Origin of the sequence: Paraburkholderia sp. EG286B (genome assembly GCF_040965655.1) — a bacterium.
GTDB lineage: Bacteria > Pseudomonadota > Gammaproteobacteria > Burkholderiales > Burkholderiaceae > Paraburkholderia.
Genome location: NZ_JBFRCF010000001.1, coordinates 132,333 through 147,306 on the forward strand (window position 1 = coordinate 132,333; position 14,974 = coordinate 147,306).

13 protein-coding genes are annotated in these 14,974 nt (G+C 61.1%); 5 read left to right on the forward strand and 8 right to left on the reverse strand.

Annotated features, from left to right (window positions below):
• The first annotated feature begins 292 nt into the window (after positions 1-292).
• Positions 293-1,015, forward strand: coding sequence for an enoyl-CoA hydratase/isomerase family protein (locus AB4Y42_RS00590; protein ID WP_368693068.1), 723 nt, complete (start codon positions 293-295; stop codon positions 1,013-1,015).
• A 43-nt stretch (positions 1,016-1,058) separates the two neighbouring features.
• Here AB4Y42_RS00590 and AB4Y42_RS00595 read toward each other — a convergent pair whose 3' ends face one another.
• The 4 genes from AB4Y42_RS00595 to AB4Y42_RS00610 all read right to left on the reverse strand — a co-directional run bounded on the left by AB4Y42_RS00595 (position 1,059) and on the right by AB4Y42_RS00610 (position 6,222).
• Complete coding sequence (locus AB4Y42_RS00595) at positions 1,059-1,811, reverse strand: phosphate/phosphite/phosphonate ABC transporter substrate-binding protein (RefSeq protein WP_368693069.1); 753 nt, start codon at positions 1,809-1,811, stop codon at positions 1,059-1,061.
• A 110-nt stretch (positions 1,812-1,921) separates the two neighbouring features.
• Positions 1,922-3,934 (reverse strand): FUSC family protein, encoded by a 2,013-nt coding sequence (locus AB4Y42_RS00600; RefSeq protein ID WP_368693070.1) that lies wholly within the window; start codon positions 3,932-3,934, stop codon positions 1,922-1,924.
• A 208-nt stretch (positions 3,935-4,142) separates the two neighbouring features.
• Positions 4,143-5,648 (reverse strand): class II fumarate hydratase, encoded by a 1,506-nt coding sequence (locus AB4Y42_RS00605; protein ID WP_368693071.1) that lies wholly within the window; start codon positions 5,646-5,648, stop codon positions 4,143-4,145.
• Between the two features lie 199 nt (positions 5,649-5,847).
• Positions 5,848-6,222, reverse strand: coding sequence for a hypothetical protein (locus tag AB4Y42_RS00610; RefSeq protein WP_368693072.1), 375 nt, complete (start codon positions 6,220-6,222; stop codon positions 5,848-5,850).
• Between the two features lie 492 nt (positions 6,223-6,714).
• Here AB4Y42_RS00610 and AB4Y42_RS00615 point away from each other — a divergent pair, with 492 nt between their 5' ends.
• Together AB4Y42_RS00615 and AB4Y42_RS00620 are read left to right on the forward strand one after the other, a co-directional pair.
• Entirely contained in the window at positions 6,715-7,530 is an 816-nt protein-coding gene (locus AB4Y42_RS00615) for a hypothetical protein (RefSeq protein ID WP_368693073.1), read from the forward strand.
• A 390-nt stretch (positions 7,531-7,920) separates the two neighbouring features.
• Positions 7,921-9,105, forward strand: a complete 1,185-nt coding sequence (locus AB4Y42_RS00620) for a porin (RefSeq protein WP_368688377.1) — start codon at positions 7,921-7,923, stop codon at positions 9,103-9,105.
• Between the two features lie 341 nt (positions 9,106-9,446).
• Here the strand turns inward: AB4Y42_RS00620 and AB4Y42_RS00625 are convergent, their stop codons facing one another.
• From AB4Y42_RS00625 to AB4Y42_RS00635, 3 genes are all read right to left on the reverse strand, one after another.
• Positions 9,447-10,634, reverse strand: a complete 1,188-nt coding sequence (locus AB4Y42_RS00625; RefSeq protein ID WP_368693074.1) for a TIGR03118 family protein — start codon at positions 10,632-10,634, stop codon at positions 9,447-9,449.
• Positions 10,635-11,085: 451 nt separating this feature from the next.
• On the reverse strand, positions 11,086-11,313 hold the full coding sequence (locus AB4Y42_RS00630) for a hypothetical protein (RefSeq protein WP_368693075.1): 228 nt from the start codon (positions 11,311-11,313) through the stop codon (positions 11,086-11,088).
• Positions 11,314-11,539: 226 nt separating this feature from the next.
• On the reverse strand, positions 11,540-12,871 hold the full coding sequence (locus AB4Y42_RS00635) for a PLP-dependent aminotransferase family protein (RefSeq protein ID WP_368693076.1): 1,332 nt from the start codon (positions 12,869-12,871) through the stop codon (positions 11,540-11,542).
• Between the two features lie 90 nt (positions 12,872-12,961).
• Here AB4Y42_RS00635 and AB4Y42_RS00640 point away from each other — a divergent pair, with 90 nt between their 5' ends.
• Together AB4Y42_RS00640 and AB4Y42_RS00645 are read left to right on the forward strand one after the other, a co-directional pair.
• Positions 12,962-13,558 (forward strand): DJ-1/PfpI family protein, encoded by a 597-nt coding sequence (locus AB4Y42_RS00640; protein ID WP_368693077.1) that lies wholly within the window; start codon positions 12,962-12,964, stop codon positions 13,556-13,558.
• A gap of 101 nt (positions 13,559-13,659) precedes the next feature.
• On the forward strand, positions 13,660-14,094 hold the full coding sequence (locus tag AB4Y42_RS00645) for a MarR family winged helix-turn-helix transcriptional regulator (RefSeq protein WP_368693078.1): 435 nt from the start codon (positions 13,660-13,662) through the stop codon (positions 14,092-14,094).
• A 31-nt stretch (positions 14,095-14,125) separates the two neighbouring features.
• Here AB4Y42_RS00645 and AB4Y42_RS00650 read toward each other — a convergent pair whose 3' ends face one another.
• Positions 14,126-14,902: an enoyl-CoA hydratase-related protein gene (locus tag AB4Y42_RS00650; RefSeq protein ID WP_368693079.1), complete on the reverse strand. Its 777-nt coding sequence runs from the start codon at positions 14,900-14,902 to the stop codon at positions 14,126-14,128.
• Positions 14,903-14,974: the final 72 nt, after the last annotated feature.

Genomic DNA, 14,974 nt, shown 5'->3' on the forward strand with positions numbered 1-14,974 from the left:
ACCTCGCGAAGTCGGCTCGCGACGCGAGGAAGGAAATACCGCAGGTCCGCGTGAAGGTCTATTGCCGATTGCTCGTCGCTCGCGATTTCAAGGCTGAATCGCTCAAAATCTTCTCATCTTCACTCATAGTGACTTCGCGGTTGAAAATTGACTAACTCGTGTTAGATTGGTATTGAGTGTTACGCACTTGTAGCGCACCATCAGCGGAATTCGCACCCGTATTCCGGTAGCACCTCGCATGTTCATATGAATACGTCGCTCGAGGATGGGCGGTTTAGCATCTGAGGAAACCATGACGACGCTTGCCTTTCAGGCACCCGGATTGCCAACCCGGTTCGACGGCTTCCGCGTCGAATTCAGTCCGAAGAACTCAAGTGCCGAAATCGTTCTCGACCGGTCGCCCTTCAACCGGATGTCCCTCAAGCAATGCGAGCAGATACGTCACGTATTCGAGACTCTGGACGCTGACGCGGCCGTCCGCGTGATCGTGCTGCGCGGCGCGGGCGAACACTTCTCCAGCGGGAACTTCAAGCACGAATGTATTGACGTATCGACAGACCATGAGTCGCGGCTCGCGTGGGCGCTGAGCTCACCATCGCGTTGCAGCAAGCCGGTCATTGCCGCAAACAGAGGTTACTGCTTCGGCGCGGCGTTCGAGTTGTCTCTTGCGTGCGACCTTCGGCTCGCCACGGAAACGACACTTTACGGACTTCCCGAGCAAACCACGGGCCGGGTCGTCGGCTTCGAAAGCGCGGCGTGCCTGCGTGGCTTGATCGGCACCGGGCGTACAAAGGACATCGTCATGCGCTCCCGACTGATATGTGGGGTGCAGGCCTATGACTGGGGCATTGCCACTGAATTCGCGATGGACAGCGAACTCGAAGACGCAACGAATGCATTGGTTGGAGAGCTGCTCGAGCTGCCGTCCGATCGGCAGCGCGCAGCGAAGAAACTATTGAACAGCGTCGAGGCCGCACAGTTCTCGCCCGGATTTGCGCTTGAGCAGCACGGTTAGCGGTGTATCAACCGTCTTGCCTTCGGCCCCGACATCACGCCAATCAAACCTCATCGTCAGGCAGCTGGCAAACCTGGTGGTAAAAGGTCTGGATATCGGCGAAATAAAATGGGCGGAACGCCCCGTAGACGTTTTTCCAGTCCGGCATGTAGCTCAAGAGATGTTCCCGAAATGTTGTCGCGACGTCCGGACTGAGATCCTTGCGTACGATCAGAACCGCGGGTACGCAAGTATCATATTGGCCGATGACCTTCGTCGTCTGCACGTTCGCGGGTGTCATCTTCCATACGTCTTCCAGAATCATCGTTGCGCGAATGGACTTCGCGACAACCGCATCGACCCGGTCCTGCCATCCCGCAACCTGCTTGAGTTCGAAGAAGGTTTCAAGCTTCTTTCCTTTCTCGTTCAACATGATGGCAGGCGGAAAGAAACTGGAAGAACAGGACCGGTTCAGGTATCCGTACGTCGATCCTTCAAGGTCGTCGAGCGTATTTGCCTGATCGTCGTGACGCACCACAAGCAGCGTGCGTTGAGCCGGTTGACCGGAGAACTTCGATGTTGCGATGACGAGTCCGCGATAGTGCGGATTACCCTTTCGCATCATCACGCAGAAACCCGCCCCTGGAACATAGGCCATATTCGGGCGGCCCGCCTCGAGCAGCCGGTTCATCTCCGGAATGTCCGTCGTCACCTCGGCATTCATGCCTGCCTCTGACAACAGACTTGTCCAGGGTTCCGCGGCAACGGGAAAATCCAGATTCCTGTTCAGAAGAAACGTCAGATTCTGCTTTGCCATGGCTACCCCCTTTCCTGTGCGAAGACATGAGGCCGAAGTCATTCTATGTGGATCGGCAAAGTAGCGATGACGAAAACAATATGCTTTTTGTCAAACTGCACGTTTCCCGGCTATCTGGAAACGTAGGCATTGAAAGCGCTTATCAAGTTACGGATTGCCTGCCCGAGGTCGTCTTCGGCAACGCCGGCCGGTTGAGCCGCCGGCAACGGCCAGGTGGCCCGGGAAGCCAGCGCGTGCAGCAGCTGAACGGTCATCGCGTCGTAGCCGTCAGCTCTTTGGCGATCAAGCGCGCCGGGGTCCCCTTCCCGCAGGACCTCGAGCACCGCGGCAGCACCGCAAACCGAACGCAAGGCCACGATGACGTCCCGCAGGCGCTCGAGCCACGCGGCTCGCCAACGTCCCTCCAGCAGCATGCGCTCTCGTGCCGCTTCCAGGCGAGTGCTCGCGAGTCCGGCATCTCGTTGCAGGTCATCCAGCGTGCTTGCCGCACCAGCGTCCAGCCGCAGCGCGGCCGACGCGAAGCGCATGTTGGCAGAAATCGCCGCGGAAACGGCTGCGGTAAGCGTGTCGCTGCTCCGCTCGGGCCACAGGAGGAAGCTGGCTGCCACGCCCACGACGGCGCCAATGATTTCATTGAAAAAGCGTGCAGCAATCAAACCGCCAGTCGGGTGAATGAAGTTGGAAACCAGCATGAACATGGGGCAAAGAAAGACCACGAACAAGCCGTAGCTCACCAGCCTCGAGGCAATGGCCGCAGCGGCAAGCGGCAGAATGGCGACGAGGACGGCGCCCGGACCCGGCAACGTCGCCAGAAGTGCCGCGGCAATCAGTCCGCCAAGGAGGCTGCCGATCGCTCTCTCCAGAACGCGCAGCCAGGTGTTGGAGGAAATCGGTTGTGTCACGATGATGGCCGCGAGCGCGCCCCAATAGGCGAGCGCGACGTTCAGCCAGGTGCCGATGACAAAAGCGACCACGGTTGCCATCGCAACTCTCAGGGCGTGACGCCAAACCAGCGAATCCACGATCTGGCGGGTACGCGCTTCGGCGACCGGAGACGCCTTGCTGCCGACGACCCGGGCGAAGCCACCCTCGGCGAGGCGGACAATGGCGCTCGCCGCAAACGTCACGGAACGCGCTGCCATCTCGTCCTGACCGGCATCCTGGCGCACGAGCGCGTTCGACTGCATGACCAGCGCATCGGGCAGCGGACGATCCAGCAGGGCATGGGCGCTCAACCCCTGAAGCACCTCCTGCAGTCCTTGCAGCAGCTGCCGCGATTTCGCGCTGAGGGGCGCCTGGGAAATGCGCCGGGAATGACCGAGGGCAATCAACGCAGAAAAGATTCTGGCCGCCGTATCGATATACGCCCCGAGGCGCGATCCACTGCTGGTGTCGAGCGCCGCCAATGCCCTTCCCCGTTCGATCGACATACGTACGCCCCGGCGGTGCACGGTATCGAACTCCTCCCACCCGGTGACATTCATACCTGGGAGCGGATCCAGCGCGAGCAAAAAGCCGGCCATGAGCTCCAGTCTTCCGAAGATCGTCGACAGCATCAGATTGGCGGACTGCCGGAACGGAATCGGCCAGAGGAAGACGCAAAACAGCATGGTCCAGACGGAACCAAGCAGGAAATATCCGGCCAGCTCGAGCGCGCCGGGCAAAGGTCTGGCCAACGCAACCCCAATCACGACGGCGAGCGAGGCAACGAGACCTGCCTGCGTGGGCATCGGCCCGAGAGCCGGTTTGTAGGATCGCGCCAGTCCGCACAGAAAGACCAGGACGAACAACGTGACGAGGCTCGCGATATAGCCCCAGCTCGCCGTGTAGGCAGCGAGCGGCATGACGATGCCCCCCAGGATCGTGAAGGTGCCCATCGCTTTGAGGCGTGCGGCTTTCCCGCCTTGGGGATCGCACAGGCAATTCCAGAAAGCCGCAACGGCGCCCAGCGCAACCTCGGGTCGTGCCAGCAGCATTGCCGCGGCCAGCATCGGCGCCATCGCCAGGGCGGCACGCACGCCCTCCGCAATCGCCACGCGCTCGGGCGTGACGGCAAAGACATGGCCTTCCGCCCTGGAAGTCCGGCGACTGACGATCGACACCAGCCTGGCAAGGTTGTCCATGACGCCTTCGCTTTATGCAGACGTGGAACTGGATGGCACGACCCCTTCGAAGCGATGAATTTGCGCGCGTCGTCGGGAAACGGCAGCCCGGCGCGCTCGCGCGCTTTCGAAGCGCGCCTAGCGTAGCACGGAAAGCCGCGCCATTCGTGCGCGCGTGCGGCTGCCAGGTGGCGTGTGGGCCGTGCAGGCCGTAACCGCGATCGGCAATCTATTGATGCGCAACATACGGCTTGACCATTTTCCGCGGATCGACGATCTGGTCGAATTGCGCTTCGGTCACATAGCCGAGTTTCAAGGCGGCCTGCTTGAGCGTGAGATCGTTGTCGTACGCATAGTGCGCGATCTTCGACGACTTGTCATAGCCGATCACCGGCGAAAGCGCCGTCACGAGCATCAGCGAGCGGTCGACATCTTGCTGGATTTTCGCCAGGTTCGGCTTCGTCCCTTCCACGAGGAACTTGCGGAAGTTCGTGCATGAGTCACTCATGATGGCGATGGAATGCATGATGTCGAAGATGATCAGCGGCTTGTAGACGTTCATCTCCAGATAGCCGCTTGCGCCCCCGATCCCCGTTGCCACATCGTCGCCGATCACTTGCGTTGCGACCATCGCGAGCGCCTCGGCCTGCGTGGGGTTGACCTTGCCCGGCATGATCGACGAGCCCGGCTCGTTCTCCGGAATGATCAGTTCTGCGAATCCGGCGCGCGGCCCGCACGACATCAGCCGAATGTCGTTGGCGATCTTGTAGAGGGAGCACGCGAGCGTGCGCATCGTGCCCGACAGATGAATGAGCGCATCGTGCGCGCCTTGCACCGTGAACTTGTTCGGGGCTGTGACGAACGGAAGATTCGTCAGGCGGGCAATCTCGGCAGCGGCGGCGCCCGCGAATTCGGGCGTGGAATTCAGGCCCGTGCCAACCGCCGTGCCGCCGAGCGCAAGGCGATAGACGCCCTTTAGCGCATCGTCGAGCCGCTCCAGGTTGTCGGTGAGCATACCCTCGTAGCCGGACCACTCCTGACCCAACGTGATCGGAGTCGCGTCCTGCATATGCGTGCGCCCGATCTTGACGATGTCCTTCCAGGCAACCGCTTTTACTCCAATCGCGTCGCGCAGTGCGGTAACGGTCGGCGCGAGCCGCTCCTTGACGTTGATTGCCGCCGCCATGTACATGGCGCTCGGAAACGAATCGTTCGACGACTGCGACATGTTCACATGATCGTTCGGATGCACGGGTGTCTTGCTGCCGAGCGGCGTGCCGGCGAGTTGACAGCACCGATTCGAGATCACCTCGTTGACGTTCATGTTGAACTGCGTACCGCTTCCAGTCATCCATACGTGCAGCGGAAACATGTCGTGATGCTGGCCGGCGAGTATCTCGTCGCAGACCTTGACGATGAGATCGTGCTGAGTCGCGCCAAGCCGCTGTTCCTCGAAATTGACGTTGGCCGCCGCCTTTTTCAGGATCGCGTAGGTGATGATCATTTCACGCGGAATCAGATCGTCGCCGATGCTGAAATGCTGAAGCGAGCGTTGGGTTTGTGCGCCCCATAGTTTGTCTGCCGGTACATTGACGACGCCAAGACTATCGCTTTCCTCACGAAAGCCCGCGGCGGGCTCCGCTTGCTCCGCGCCCTCGGCCGATGCCCACGCGGAACTGCCACCCACGGCAAGCGATGCGAGGAGCGTCGTTTGCATCATTTGTCTGCGGTTCATTTGCTTGCCTCTTATGGGTGCTACCCACCCTGTCGAGGAAAGTATGGGGCCGTTTCGCGCGTCGATCTTCCTGAAACGCACTGGAATTCAAGGTCGATCGCTTTGCGGGAGTCAATTCTGGTATGCGAATGCGGCAAGGGCCACTGCGAATCCGATCACCATCCGGATTCGCGGCGGCCTCCCTGGCAACCATGATGCGTTAATTGCTGTCGAAGTCGGCCGAGAAGCTCAAATCGCGTTGGCTTTCGATATCCTTCGTGAGCTTCTGCAGGTAATCGACGATCGTATTGAAGCCCCATGCGCCCAGCACCAGATGACGCGGCGCTTCTGTGTTGCGCGCGATGGAAATCATCGCTTCGCCGGCCGCCACCGGGTCGCCCGGTTGCGTGCCGCTCGTCTGCTTCGTGCCGGTGTGGCGCTTGCCGGCCGTTTCCGCGTAATCGTCGATCCGGGTCAGCGTCTGGCGCAGCGAGCGGCCCGCCCAGTCGGTGCGGAACGGACCGGGCTCCACGCACGTCACGCCAATGCCAAGCGGCTCCAGTTCCGCGCGCAGCGAATCCGACCAGCCCTCCACCGCGTGCTTATTTGCTCTGCCTATTTATCTCTGCGGCAGTAGAGCATTAGTATAAGGAATGAATTAAGCGAAACGATACTTTCCTCTTCTTCTGTTGCGCGGTTCGCATTCATGGCCTCTCCTGACGGCAATATCAAATGCAACCGTAGTGTCCATCCCCCCAGTTCTTCTCGCCCTGTCGCATTCGAACCTGGCGCACAGATTACATCCGCGGATTGTCGGGGGATGAATTTTTGGCTTTCTGCGAGAGTTCGCCGCAGGATCGAGCCCTGCCTCACACGACCGCTCGCGTACCCGGTGGACCAGCCGGCCGGCTTCTGTGCGTTCGACTTGCTACACTGCGGTGGTACTTGCGCCTGTTGCATCTCATCACGTAAAACACACGTCAATCGCCGTTGCCCGTCTGAAACGTCTGAAGCAAGTCGAGGCGCTCACAGGCGCCTCCGGGACGGACCCGGTGCCGCACTCCCGAGATTGGCCCGGAGGTTCATCATGTTCACGACATTTTCCCGCCTGTCGAGAACCGTCCTGGTTGTGGCTGTGTGTACTGCATCGACGGCAGCCTTCGCCAGGCATGCGAGGCAGTCACAGGTGCCCCCCGAACCGATTTCCTCCCTGTTACTGAGCGACGACGAACGCATTGAGTTCTGCACGGAGATGCACCGTGCGCCGACGCCCGAAGAACGTCGGGTGGTCGTGGAGCGCATGCGCAATACGCTCATTCCCCGCGCAAAAGCACAAGATCTTTCCCTCCCGCGCTGGTTGCTGGAAGGACGTCCGACGAACGGGTTCGGCGGCCCCAATGGCAGCATACCCGGACTGGATTGCGAATCGGGTATCGGCAGACTTCACGCACAGGCCGTCGCGCCTGCGCGGCAGGCACCCGCCCACAAGACGCCCCCCACTGAGCCGCCACCCGGCAAGACGCCTGCTCAGGAGACGTCAGCCAGCGACATACCGGTCGGACACGACCGCGGTATCGCCTATGTCACGGGCGGCGTGGGGGAGGATGAAGCCACTGCACTTCGCAGGCTCGCGCCCGGCTATAGCATGCGGGCAACATTCACCGCCGCATCAGGCGAGTATCTGTCGGGTGTCGCCGTGCAGATATTCGGGTCCAACGGGAAGGTCGTCTTCGCTGGCACATCAGCCGGCCCCTACCTGTTCGCACGGTTGCCCCCTGGCCACTATCGCGTCGTGGCCACATTCGACGGCGTGGAGCATACTCGCGTGCTCTATGTTCCCACGCGCGGCAGCGTCCGATTCACACTGACATGGTCGACGTCGCGCGCGGCTTCGTCCAGCTAGCGTTGGTGACCGGCGCACTGAGCGCTACGCCGTCTGCCGCCGGATGCGTAAACAGGTCTCGTCCTGACTGACCCCTAAAGCAACAAAATGCGCGCAGTTTCGACAGCGCTTTAACGAATGATCGACCGCGAGCAAAACTCGATCGCGTCCACGCAGGAAACGCCTACTTAACCCAACGCTGTTGCGGTGGCACAACTCGTTATGGAAACGAATAGGTTTGCCACTCGTCTCGCCACAGGTCGCAAAGTCAAATCGCGGCTCAATTGCTGCAATTTTATGAATGAGTCAATTCGCTTGCAGTAATTATTTTCAAGGGCGATTCGGCTTCTGCTCCGGACGCGGCTATAGACTGGCGCGATTGTTTCCTCTTACGCCATCGGGTGTCATCTCATGAAGAAGATTTCCATTGCCGTCGCCGTTTGCGCAGCATCTGCAGCGTCGGCGGCCAGTGCTCAGAGCTCGGTCACCCTGTACGGCCTGATCGACGCGGGCATCTCTTATACGAACAACGTTCAGAACGGCGCGCCCGGCCACGGTAGCTCGCGCGTCGCACTCGCAAGCGGCAATATCAGCGGCAGCCGCTTCGGTCTGCGCGGCAGCGAGGATCTCGGCGGCGGTCTGCATGCGATCTTCGTGCTCGAAAACGGCTTCAACGTCAACAACGGCACGCTCGGCCAGGGTGGTCGCATGTTCGGCCGTCAAGCGTTCGTCGGCCTGAGCACCGATCAATACGGCACCCTCACGATGGGCCGCCAGTATGACTCGATGGTCGACTACGTGGCGCCGCTGTCCGGCACGGCCGGCACGTTCGGCGACTCAGGCTTCGCGCACGTGTACGACAACGACAACCTGCAACATACGGTCCGCTTCAGCAACTCGGTGAAATTCGCGAGTATCGACTACGCCGGCTTCAAGTTTGGCGGCATGTACGCATTCAGCAACAGCACCAGCTTCGCCGTCGATCGTGCGTACAGTGCTGGCGTGAGCTACAACAACGGCCCGCTGCGACTGGCCGCGGCCTACCTCCAGATCAACGGCTCGGCAGCGGCGAGCACCCCTGCGGGCACAGCGAACCAGAACGTTGCGGCTGACCCCAGCGAGTTCAAGTCGACCGCAGGCGGCGGCAACCTGACGGCGGATGTGCAGCGCACGGTCGGTGCAGGCATCGGCTATACGTTCGGCCCGGCGGCGGTCAACTTCGTCTATACGCACAGCCAGTACCAGAACACGTCCGCATTCGGCCTGAACCCGGTGAGCGGTTCGACGCACTTCGACAACTATGAACTGAACGTCAAGTACGCCCTCACGCCGGCGCTGAATCTCGGCCTCATGGATACTTTCACGGACGGTCATCTGAACGGTGTGAGCAAGTCGAACGTCGGCTCCGATCCGAAGTGGAATCAGGTCAACGCGATTGCGCGCTACTCGCTGTCGAAGCGCACGGAAGTGTATGGAGAAGCGATGTACCAGCGCGCGATCGGTCACAACAACGTCGCAGTGATGTACAACGCCGGCGGTTTCTCGGCGACGAGCAATCAGGTGATGGCTGCGATCGGCATGCTGACCCGCTTCTAAGCGGCCGTCAGAACCTTCATCCCGCGGCCATCGAGGCGGATCGTCGTACAAGGACTGCGAGACGAGGAATATCGCATTCGGCATTGGCGTAGAAAATTGCCCGCCGCGTTGGTGGGCAATTTATTTCATCAGCTGCCACTGCGCACGTACGTTTGCACGAGCCACGGCCGGGCATTGCGTTCCGGCGATTCGCATCGCGGCGTTTTGGGCGATCGGCAGTGAACAGGCAGATCCCCGTCTAACCGGGAAGAGCCGGCCGCGTCTAGCGAGTTCCGCGACCGGCTGAAGTGGAGTCCTTCGGCTCAATTCGATTCGGCATCACCGGGGAACCACGCTGCGGATCATTGCCCGTTCTGAGCGGACGTTCGTCCTTTGGTGCCATTTACTGGCGCAATGATACCGAAGAGTCCATTCGACTCCTTGTTAGGACCTGCCGAAAAGTACAGCGTGTCCGGGCTCGAATTGCGCCCTCCTCCGAGTGTCAGCGTCCACAGGCCGTCGATAGCCAGTGGATTGCCGAACTCATTCTCCAGTTGATCGACGAACGTGCCGTCATTGTCGAAGACATTGATTCGGCCGTTGCCGAAGTTGCCAACGAGGATCTTGCCGCTGAAGCGCCCAAACGCAAACGACGCTCGCGTTACGCCCCAGGGCGAGTCGAGCGGCCCCTGGCTCGCAAAGCGGCGCAGCAGGTGGCCGTCGGTATCGAATACATCGACGAATCCATGACCACGGCCTGCAACGTCGTCATGCTTCGGGCCGTCTTGCTGCGCATATGTGACGAACAGGTCTCCGTCGATGTTCGCGATACCAAACGGGGCGTAGCCGGCCGGGATGTTCGGGTCGGCGAAGCCACCGTCCGTCGTCGCGGGCGCGAACAAGCCGTTCGAACCGTTCGGTCCGAATACATCGATCCGGCCCGCACGGAAGTTCGTCGCAAAGAGGAATCCCCCTTGCGCATTCACTCCGAAGACGAGCCCTTTGTAAACGGCCCCGCTGGCGGCGGAGGGATTGGACGAATTATCGACCGCGATCACAGCATTGTTCGCCGGATTCAACCCACCGGCCCAGGCGGAAATCGTGCCGTCTTCGGTCGCGAAGATGAATACGGCCGGGATGTTGGTACCTGGGACGAGAAAAGACGACGAAGGATTCCAAACTATCCCGGTTGGCGCCGCGGGCGTGGGTTTCGGTGGATTGTTGGCAAAGACGGGATGACATGCGCCGGCCGGTATGACGTTGCCTGGCAGCGGGATGGAGACCTGCAGCGCCACCTTTGCCCCCTGGCCGTCATAGAGCGTGGAGCAGCCTGTGGCATTGTCGTTGATCCAGAATGGACTGCCTGCCGGACTAAAGGCGATACCCCAGGCGTTCTGCAGTACCCCGTCGACCTTCGGGGCAGAGCCTGCCAGGTTGGATACAAGCGGTGTGACGACGTAAGCCTCATCGGCAGCAGCATGTCCGATTGTGAAACCGGCGGCGAAAACAATCACGGCCGCCGCTTTGAGACCCCACGAGATCTGAGACATAACTTCCCTCCTCGTCTGACTGGCGAGATATCGCCGCAGGCTAAACGACCGCTGCACTTCAAATATTCCCGCTCGACGCAAAAAATTTCCGCCAGCCACCCGGTCGCGGGCATGGTTGCGCGAGCCAGAGACGAGCGAGTGGGGGCATGCCCATGACGGTTTTCACCCTGTTTGCAGGCTCGTGGCGACGCTATTCACAATTCGTCGTCGTTGATGACTCATCCAAAGTCCAGATTTAATGCGGTTGAATGGGACAGATGAGTGCGCTGTCGAACGACAGAGGCCGTTTGGTTTTTTGGACAGCGCTATTAGGCGGCCTGAAACGGATAGCACGCTGCCGATCGCGGTCGCGCAGTACCCATCGAGATGTGGCACGGTGGCAGCAGGTTCGACTTGTGTGTTATTCGCCCCTTTCGTCTCGCGCCGCCACGGCACCGCCGCATTCACTCGTTCACACCGCGATCTCTGCCGGAATGTCCCGCACCACCTCGGTCAACTTGCCCGAGCTGATTTCGTAGAAGAAACCATAGAGCTTGACGTGCTTCGGCACTGCCGGGCTCGCACGAAGCAACTTGATGTCATAGTTGAGCGACTCCTCGAAATCCATGATGGCGAGGCTATCGTGATCGAACAACGTCGAGATATCAGCGTGATGATGATCGTGATACTCCTCGACCATCAGATCCGGCGTCAGGGTGAGGACATCTGTTCAAAAAGACCACTTTTGAAAAAGCTCGCACAGCCGATTTGCGCGAGCACTCTCCGAACTGGCGGTTTAAATGGCTGTTGAACCTCGAAAGCAGCCGTTTTTTGAACGAGGCGACGTTCGTCCGTCAGGGGTTGTTTGCGGCCTTCGGGGATGTACCCGAAACCTGCCAGACATATCCCGCCATCCCGCACTCCGTTCAATACGTATATTCGGCAACCACACGAGCCACTGTCTCCAGCGACCGCTCGAGCGTGGCCAGATCGACGGAACCGATGGCGAGGCGAATGGCGTGAGGCACATAAGCCGACGTCGAAAACGGCAGTGCGGTCGCCACGGAAATTCGTTCGCGCATCAACGCCATCGCGATCGCGTCGGCGCGGACCTCGGGTTCGAGTGGCATCCAGATGAAGTACGACGCTGGGTGCCCTATTCTCTTAAGCGGACCCAGCACTTCGGCGGCAAGGCGCTGACGTATCGCAGCATCGCGCCGCTTCTCGTCTTCGAGCCTCGCTGCCGTGCCGTCTTCCATCCAGCCGCACGCGATGGCTGTCATGGTCGCCGGCGTGTTCCACGTCGTCGCCCGGATCGTCCGTTCGAACCTCGGCACCCATTCGTGCGATGCGTGGATGAATCCGATGCGCAGACCCGTCGCAACACTCTTCGACAGGCTCGACACATAGACCGTTGTCTCCGGCGCGAGCGATGCCAGCGGCGGCGGCGCATCGTCCGCGAGGAACGCATAAGCGGCGTCCTCGATCAGGATCAGCCCATGTCGTCGTGCGATGGCGACGAGCTCGCGGCGCCGCGTCGCGCTCATCACCCAGCCGAGCGGATTGTGCAGGGTCGGCATCGTGTAGACGGCGCGCACCTTGCGCCGCTTGCACAAGGCCGCCAATGCGTCCAGATCCGGGCCGCGTCCGGCGGCCGGGATCGGTGCGAGTTCCAGCCGGCTCGCCTCGGCAGCCAGCTTGAACCCCGGGTAGGTCAGCGCGTCCACCGCTACCACGTCGCCGGGTTCGAATAACGCCATCGCCGTCGTCGTCAGTCCATGCTGCGCGCCGCTCACGAACAGCGTGGTTTCGGCGCTGGCTTCCAGGCCCCGGCGGGCCAGGTGACGCGCCGCCGTCGCCCTCTCGTGTTCGCGCCCGCCGTGGGGCTGGTAGCGGAGCAGCGACTCCAGGTCACCGGCCGCCGCGAGCTGGCGCAGTGCTGCCCTGAGCAGGTCGGTCTGATCGGGCGACGACGGATAGTTGAAGCTCAGGTCCACGGTGTCTGCGCTCCACGCATGCAGATCGATGCCTTGTCCGCGGGGCAGCGGCTCCTTGACGAAGGTGCCGCGGCCGGTTTCGCCGCTGACGAGCCCCATCGCCTGCAGCTCGGCATAGACACGCGTTGCCGTGACCAACGCCAGGCCCTCGCGCGCAGCCAGCTCGCGGTGCGTGGGCAGACGCGTGCCGGGACGCAGACGGCCCGCACGGATTTCGGCGGCGAGCCGATCGACCAGCGGTTTGTAGCGGGGTTCCGGCATGGCCCAATGTATCCATGACAATAATTTGATTGTATTGATTGTCCGCCCTACCATGGCTCGACACAACCGCTTCCACCGTATGAGGGCGCCATGCACATCGCCATTCTGACCTTCGAAGGCTTCAACGAACTCGACTCGCTGATCGTATTCAACCTCCTCAACCGGGTCCGGCAACCCGACTGGCGGGTTTCGATTGCCAGCCCGGCGTCCAGTGTGCGTTCGATGAATGGGCTCGTGCTGGAGGCGCAAATTTCGCTAAACGAAGCATGCGGAGCCGACGCGGTGTTGATCGGCAGTGGCGTACGGACGCGCGACGTCACCGCCGATCCCGCGCTGATGTCGCAACTCAGGCTCGACCCAACGCGCCAGCTGCTTGGCGCGCAGTGCTCCGGCACGCTGATACTCGCGAAGCTGGGCCTGCTGCAGGGCGTTCCCGCATGCACGGACCGGACTACTACGCCGTGGGTCGAAGAGGCGGGTGTAGCCGTGCTCAATCAGCCGTTCGTGGCCAGTGGGAATGTCGCGACGGCGGGCGGGTGTCTCGCATCGCACTATCTCGCGGCCTGGGTGATCGCGCGCCTCGCCGGCGTCGAAGCTGCGCGCAGCGTGATCCACCATATAGCGCCAGTGGGAGAGAAGGAAACCTACTTGACCCGCGCGATCGCGAACATTTCGCCGTTCCTTTAATCGCAAGCCACTGACCGTCTATGCGCCTCATCGAAAGGGCCGATCACCGCATGATATAATTCGCACGCGAACTAAATCGCACATATTTTATCTGCGCGGAAATGAAACATCGCCTCGTCTTTCTATTGAATGTGGGACAGCGCCGGCTGCAACGGTGGTCGCAAACACATGCGGCCGGCGGCGGCGTCACAGCAGCCCAGGCGGGGCTGCTGTTTTTTTTGGGTGAGCACAACGGCGCACTCATGAGCGAAGCCGCTGCCGCGCTGGATCTGGGCGCACCAGGCATGAGCGGTCTCGCTGACCGGACAGAAAAGGCAGGGTTGATCGAACGTCGGGCCGACGAGACCGATGGCCGGGCGTCGCGGCTGTGGTTGACGGAGGCAGGACGTACCGCGCGCCAAAAGTCGAAGCTGCGCATGAAAGACTTGAACGCCAGATTGACCGAAGGCTTTACGGAAGCGGAGATCGACGTCGTGGCGCGGTGGCTGACCAGCCTGCAGACGAAGTTTCCGCTCGCCGAAGACGGCGACGCGTAACCCCGACCGTGGCCGGTCAGCAAGGCACTGGCTAGTGCTGGGCAACCCTCGCGAAGTCCGGCTTGCGCTTCTCGGCAAAGGCCGCGAATGCCTCCCTTGCCTCGGCGCTCTTCAGCCGCTCCTGAAACTTCGCGCTCTCGCTGTCCATTTGCGCAACCAGCGTTTCGGCTTCGCGCATCAGCTTTTTCATGGCGCTCAATGAACCGGCCGGCTTGGCGGCGATTCTTTCGGCCATCCTGCGTGCATCGTCGCGTAGTTGCTCCTTTGCGCAGACCTTGTTGGCAAGACCCCACGCGACAGCGGTTTGCGCGTCGAGCGACTCGCCCAGCGCAAACATCTCGAAGGCCCGCACGTGGCCCACGCGCAGCGGCAGCAGGTAACTGGACGCCGCCTCGGGGACGAGCGCGAGATTGACGAACGGGGTGATCAGTTCTGCGTCCGGCGCGAGCAGAACGTAGTCGCAGTGCAGCAGCATCGTCGTGCCGATACCGACCGCCTTGCCCTGGACCGCCGCGATAATAGGCACGCTCGACTTCGCCAGCGCATGCAAAAAGCGATGCACGTGTCGCTCACTGGGCCCCTTACCCGATGCTATGGCTGCGAACTCGCCCACATCGTTGCCCGCGGTGAACATGTCTCCGTCCCCTTGCACCAGCAATACGCGCACACGGCTGTCGTGCTCCGCGTTCTCGATGATGTCGGCCAGCGTGCCATACATCTCATTCGTCAATGCATTCTTCTTGTCCGGTCGGGCAAGCGTAATCGTCAGAATGCCGACGGCTTGATCGACGTGAATTTCCGCGCTCATGTGCGCTCCTGAAATTTAGTTTGCATGCGAAGTATATAGGTAGTTCGCATGCAAAGTAAACCGGAGGGTCGA

Coding starts and splice junctions, on each gene's coding strand:
- AB4Y42_RS00615 (WP_368693073.1), top strand. CDS start 6,715: ATGTTCACGACATTTTCCCGCCTGTCGAGAACCGTCCTGGTTGTGGCT.
- AB4Y42_RS00640 (WP_368693077.1), top strand. CDS start 12,962: ATGCACATCGCCATTCTGACCTTCGAAGGCTTCAACGAACTCGACTCG.
- AB4Y42_RS00630 (WP_368693075.1), bottom strand. CDS start 11,313: ATGGTCGAGGAGTATCACGATCATCATCACGCTGATATCTCGACGTTG.
- AB4Y42_RS00590 (WP_368693068.1), top strand. CDS start 293: ATGACGACGCTTGCCTTTCAGGCACCCGGATTGCCAACCCGGTTCGAC.
- AB4Y42_RS00635 (WP_368693076.1), bottom strand. CDS start 12,871: ATGCCGGAACCCCGCTACAAACCGCTGGTCGATCGGCTCGCCGCCGAA.
- AB4Y42_RS00595 (WP_368693069.1), bottom strand. CDS start 1,811: ATGGCAAAGCAGAATCTGACGTTTCTTCTGAACAGGAATCTGGATTTT.
- AB4Y42_RS00650 (WP_368693079.1), bottom strand. CDS start 14,902: ATGAGCGCGGAAATTCACGTCGATCAAGCCGTCGGCATTCTGACGATT.
- AB4Y42_RS00620 (WP_368688377.1), top strand. CDS start 7,921: ATGAAGAAGATTTCCATTGCCGTCGCCGTTTGCGCAGCATCTGCAGCG.
- AB4Y42_RS00600 (WP_368693070.1), bottom strand. CDS start 3,934: ATGGACAACCTTGCCAGGCTGGTGTCGATCGTCAGTCGCCGGACTTCC.
- AB4Y42_RS00625 (WP_368693074.1), bottom strand. CDS start 10,634: ATGTCTCAGATCTCGTGGGGTCTCAAAGCGGCGGCCGTGATTGTTTTC.
- AB4Y42_RS00645 (WP_368693078.1), top strand. CDS start 13,660: ATGAAACATCGCCTCGTCTTTCTATTGAATGTGGGACAGCGCCGGCTG.
- AB4Y42_RS00605 (WP_368693071.1), bottom strand. CDS start 5,648: ATGAACCGCAGACAAATGATGCAAACGACGCTCCTCGCATCGCTTGCC.